The 4,625-nt window shown below is 61.8% G+C and carries 5 protein-coding genes; all 5 read right to left on the reverse strand.

The window, feature by feature from the left end:
* Positions 1-66: 66 nt before the first annotated feature.
* The 5 genes from NH287_RS14705 to NH287_RS14725 all read right to left on the reverse strand — a co-directional run bounded on the left by NH287_RS14705 (position 67) and on the right by NH287_RS14725 (position 4,432).
* The gene (locus NH287_RS14705) at positions 67-999 is read right to left on the reverse strand and encodes a recombinase family protein (RefSeq protein ID WP_253036210.1); all 933 of its coding nucleotides are present in this window, start codon (positions 997-999) and stop codon (positions 67-69) included.
* A 155-nt stretch (positions 1,000-1,154) separates the two neighbouring features.
* Positions 1,155-1,421: a hypothetical protein gene (locus NH287_RS14710; protein ID WP_143003620.1), complete on the reverse strand. Its 267-nt coding sequence runs from the start codon at positions 1,419-1,421 to the stop codon at positions 1,155-1,157.
* Entirely contained in the window at positions 1,387-2,022 is a 636-nt protein-coding gene (locus NH287_RS14715) for a hypothetical protein (RefSeq protein ID WP_143003621.1), read from the reverse strand. Before NH287_RS14715 ends, NH287_RS14710 begins: the two co-directional genes overlap by 35 nt.
* Positions 2,019-2,537, reverse strand: coding sequence for a hypothetical protein (locus tag NH287_RS14720; protein ID WP_071043335.1), 519 nt, complete (start codon positions 2,535-2,537; stop codon positions 2,019-2,021). Before NH287_RS14720 ends, NH287_RS14715 begins: the two co-directional genes overlap by 4 nt.
* 74 nt (positions 2,538-2,611) lie before the next feature.
* On the reverse strand, positions 2,612-4,432 hold the full coding sequence (locus NH287_RS14725; RefSeq protein ID WP_253036211.1) for a hypothetical protein: 1,821 nt from the start codon (positions 4,430-4,432) through the stop codon (positions 2,612-2,614).
* Positions 4,433-4,625 lie beyond the last annotated feature (193 nt).

The following is a 4,625-nucleotide window of genomic DNA, read 5'->3' on the forward strand; positions in this document are numbered from 1 at the left end:
CACTCCTGGGCTGTACTCCGACACCGTGAGTGAGCTCGTCGCGAGCATCTGCAATCACAACGAAAACTAGCCCCCACATCCCTGAAGGATCACGAAACGGTTACACCACTCCACGGGACTTGACCCGTGGCTGCCCTCGTAGACTGCGCCCTGAAACGTGACGAGGCCCTTGTAATACGGGTTCGTGAGTACCTTGTGCAGCATCGTTGTGGTGAGGGGCTTCTCAGGATGCTTCGGTGTCGGTCTCGTGGTCAGGCCGCGCCGATTCACTTCCTCGGTGAGCATCGAGAGTGTCCAGTCGCCATTCGCGTAGCTCTCGAACGCAAACTTCACAAGGTCGAATCTGTCGGGATCAGTGGTGACCTCGCGAATCTCGGCACCGTTCTCGGTGGTTCGCACGTTGAGGTAGCCGAGCGGGGCACGACCGGGAGTGCCACCCATGACTGCTTTCTGCCGGAGGCCCTTCACCACCTCCTGCGCGAGGTTCAGCGAATAGAACTCCGCGATCGTGGCAAGGATGCCGTGCATTAGCATCCCCGACGGCGACTCGTCGATGTTCTCAGTGACCGACACTAGCTGGATGCTGCGCCCGCGTAGCGTTGCATGGATCACGGCATCATCAAGGCGGTTCCTTGCCATGCGATCGACCTTGTTGATAATGCAGAACTGCACGGGGTTCACCGCCACATATTCCAGCATCTCCTGCAGCGCTTTACGGTTTGCGGTCTTCGCCGATTCGCCTGGCTCGATGAACTCTTTGACGATCACTGCCCCGAGCGAGGCGGCTTTCTTCTCGGCGGCTTCGCGTTGTGCAGGGATCGAGAGACCTTCTTCGAGGCCGTTGCGGGTGGCTTGATCCTTGGTCGAGACTCGCAGGTATGACACCGCGAGCGGGGTGCCATCACCGGGGGCGGGCTGCGGTTTGGCTTTGGCTGCTTGGGTAGCGAGCTTGCGGAGCGAGTCGAGGTCGAGACCGGCAGGGAGACCTAGGAGAGTCATTGCGATTGCCTTTCGTCAGGCAGCACCGAGCATGACTCGCTGCTGCGTGACGTGGCGGTCAGATTCGCAAGAGAGAAAGAACACTGCACTCCGGGCAATCGCCGGGGCCGTGTCGCAAGGGGTGCCACGTCTTGCTTGAGTATCTGTCTACGATGCTACTGCTTCACCGCGAGGGCGTCTTGGAAGAACCGGGAGAGACCGGCATTTCCGATATGCTGCTTGGCGGATTCATTCTGATCAGCAGACGCTGATGTCGAACGGAGTGCGATCCTGATGAGTACCTCCGCAAGCAACGGCACATCCACGGTCTCGCGGTCTTCGCAGCGCACCTTGACCTCCCGGCCTGCGGAAAGGGCTGGAGTCTTTCGCTGGTAGCTGCGCACCATCTCAATCACCGCTTGCGGCATTGCGGCGTGCTTCATGCTCAGCCACGAGAAGGAAGTAAGCGTCTTCGTCGGCACGGCGCGAAGCCACATCGGCTTTGACGAACTCTACGAAGTCGGCGTCTCGGTCAACGATGGGGGCCTCCGCCGCCGCAGGGTACGGGGTGTCGCCCGGCCAAGTGGTTTGCCGTGTGGGGCGGTCGCGGTCGATGCGGGTGCCGGAGGCTTGCACCCATTCGCGCAGGCGCATCCGCGCTTCGGTGAAGTCGCGGTGCCAGGTGATCGGGCCGCTGGCGTGCTGTTCAGGATCGTAGGCGCCGAGCCAATGACAATGCAGCGCCGAGAGTTCCCATACCAGCTCGGGGTGCCGGTGCCACAGCGGGGGCAGCACTGCCGGTGTGAGACCGTAGGAGAGTTTCAGCCAGGACACCCAGCTGTTGAGTTCGAGCCACTCGATCTCGGCTTGTTCGCTGGTGAGTAGGTTCCAGTTGATCGGTCGCGGCGGTGCGCTCACTCTGCCTCCCGCGTTCACCGGAGTGCCGAGACGCGGGAACTCTCGTGATGTCGATGCCGATGATTCTGACTCGGGCGCCTCCACGTCGGGAGGAAGTTCACTCGTATCCATGATGCCCTCGCTCATCGACTCACGCCGACTGATGCCGCGCTCACGTGTGTGGTGCGGTGCGGCTCAGGATGTGCGCTGACTGCCGTCGAGTGCTCCTGCGCGGCGCTGAGTGCCTGCCTCATCGCGGTGTGCTCTGTCGCACGCTGTTCGGCGCGGGGGCTGCGGTCGACCGTGTAGCGGGTGCGTCGGGTGTTGTGGCCGATCTGCTTGACCTCGAAGCGTTCCTTGCCAGTCTGCTTGCTGACGCGCACCACGCCCTGCGCGATGAACGAGTCGCCCTTGCGGTACTGAGCGAGGATTGTCTCGGCAGCACCCCAGTATGCGGTGAGCGCGTGAAAGGTCGGTTCTTCCTTGATCGTGCCGCCGGTCTCTAGGTCGTGAACGAATCGCTCGGTGCCGTAGCGGGCATAGATTTTGGGTACGCCGTCGCGGGTTCTGCTGGGCTTAGGCTCGGTTGCGAAGAACCCGATGATCGCATCGAGGGTTTCGATCGGCTCAGATGTGGGGGCCGGTTCGCTGCTGTCGTTCATGGTGGTGCTCCTTGGATGTCGCGCCGCGCCTCCGCGCGGCAACAAGCAGGTGAGGTCGCCACCCCGAGAAGCGGTTACCGCCCGATCTGCAACCCAGACGGTCTCAGCGGCATCGGGTCGAACGCACTGGGAGCAGCAGCTGGAGTATGGGGTCGCTGCTGGTCGGGTTCAGAGCGCACACCGCCCCGAGGCTGATACGCGCGCACCGCCTCAACCGTGAGTTCTGGGCGAGGCGGCGAAGCCGAGACCCGCTCAGGCTCAGGGGTGGGTTCCTCCGGGGTTTGCCGCTGCATAACGGCGATCTTCTTCTCAACCTTTTCGAGGTCGGCCTCAGCCGCAGAGAGTGCGAGGGCGTGCTTGAACGGCTGCCCGAGTCGTTGCTCGGCATCCTGCCGGGTCTGTTCGGCCCGCGCTAGATCCTGTTCGGCTTCGGTCAGCAGCTTCGGGAGTGCGGCCATACGATTCTCGATCCGCTGGATTAGGCCGACACCGCCTTGCAGGAACGAGTCTCGGGTGACTGTAAACGATCCCCTCGGAACTCCGTGCAAGCTGGTACGCACGAGCACGTCTCCGGCCATTTCGGGCACGAGCTCGCAGCTGATGTCGAAGCCACCGATCCGCCCGATCACGCCGTAGTCCTGTACTTGGTGACGCCCCGCGTACTGCATGTTCGCTTGCCTTGCCCACCCCATGAGCGCGTGGCCGGCATCGCTACGCGAATCGTAGAAGCGGCCTTGGATCGTGATGCGGAACTTCTCGGCCGTGGTGTCGATCATGTTCGGGATCGCTGCCCGTATCCCCTCGATGTCATCGGCAGCACGGGCAGCGTCTTGAACTGCCTGGGAACGGGTGTATTCAAGCATCCGCTCGTTGTTCTGGTGCGCCCGTTCGAGCCGTCGCAGCCGGGTAACTTCACTCTGAAGATTAGCCTGATCGAGCAACAGCGGGTTGCCGGACGAGATGGCTTTCGCCTCGGCAGCGGTGAGCGAGGCGGAGTCGATTTCTTCGATCTCGCGCACATCCAGCCTGCCGCGCATCACCTGCGAAATGAACTTCGCTTTACGCTCAACGCCCTGCCACATATACGAGTCGAAAGAACGCTCTGTGACGAGCCTAACGATCGCGACTTCCTCATTCTGGTTGCCCTGCCGCAGAATCCGACCCTCGCGCTGGGCAATGTCAGAGGGTCGCCAAGGGCAGTCAAGGTGATACAGCGCGATGGCCCGTGCTTGAACGTTGGTGCCGACGCCCATGCGTTCGGTGGAACCGAGAAGTACAGAGATGTGCCCGGCGCGGGCAGCCGCGAACAGGCGACCTTTCTCGAGGTCGTTGCGGGCCTCGTGAATGAACCGGATACCCTCGGCAGGCATCCCACGGTAGATGAGTTGGGTGCGCAGTTCCTCGTACACATTCCACCGTTCCTTGTTCGGTGTCGAGAGGTCGGAGAACACCAACTGCATCGCACCTTTGATCGGCGATGGCTCGCCGGTCACCGTATCGAGGTACTCGGTATCTCGGGTGTTTTCCCAAGTACGGAAGATCATGTCGGCCGCGACGTCGACCTTGGTAGGGCCGGAGGGATCGTCAGATACGATCAGCCGCATATCGAGTGCAGCTTTCCTGCCGTCGCTGGTGACCGAGAGCATGTTGTCCTCGCGCGGGTCAACACTGCCCGAGGCGATCATCTCGGCACGTTCACCGAGGGTCTTCACGAACGCCACCAGTTCGGACGATGGGGCTACGCCTCTGGTCAGCGGGGCACGGTTGCCATCGTCGCGAATGCGAATATCGGGAACGGGGAGCTTCAGATCCTCGGCGGCCTTCACATCAGCGAATGTGCTCCACATCCTGAGCATCTCCGGCACATTCTGAAACTTCGCGAAGCGCGTTTTCATCCTGAACGATGCTCCCGTAGGAGACATCTCCATCTGCGTGACCGTCTCGCCAAAAGTCGCCGCCCATGGGTCAAGTCCCGTGGAGTGGTGTAACCGTTTCGTGATCCTTCAGGGATGTGGGGGCTAGTTTTCGTTGTGATTGCAGATGCTCGCGACGAGCTCACTCACGGTGTCGGAGTACAGCCCAGGAGTG

The organism is Microbacterium sp. CnD16-F (assembly GCF_024124465.1).
Taxonomy (GTDB): Bacteria; Actinomycetota; Actinomycetes; order Actinomycetales; family Microbacteriaceae; genus Microbacterium; species Microbacterium gawkjiense.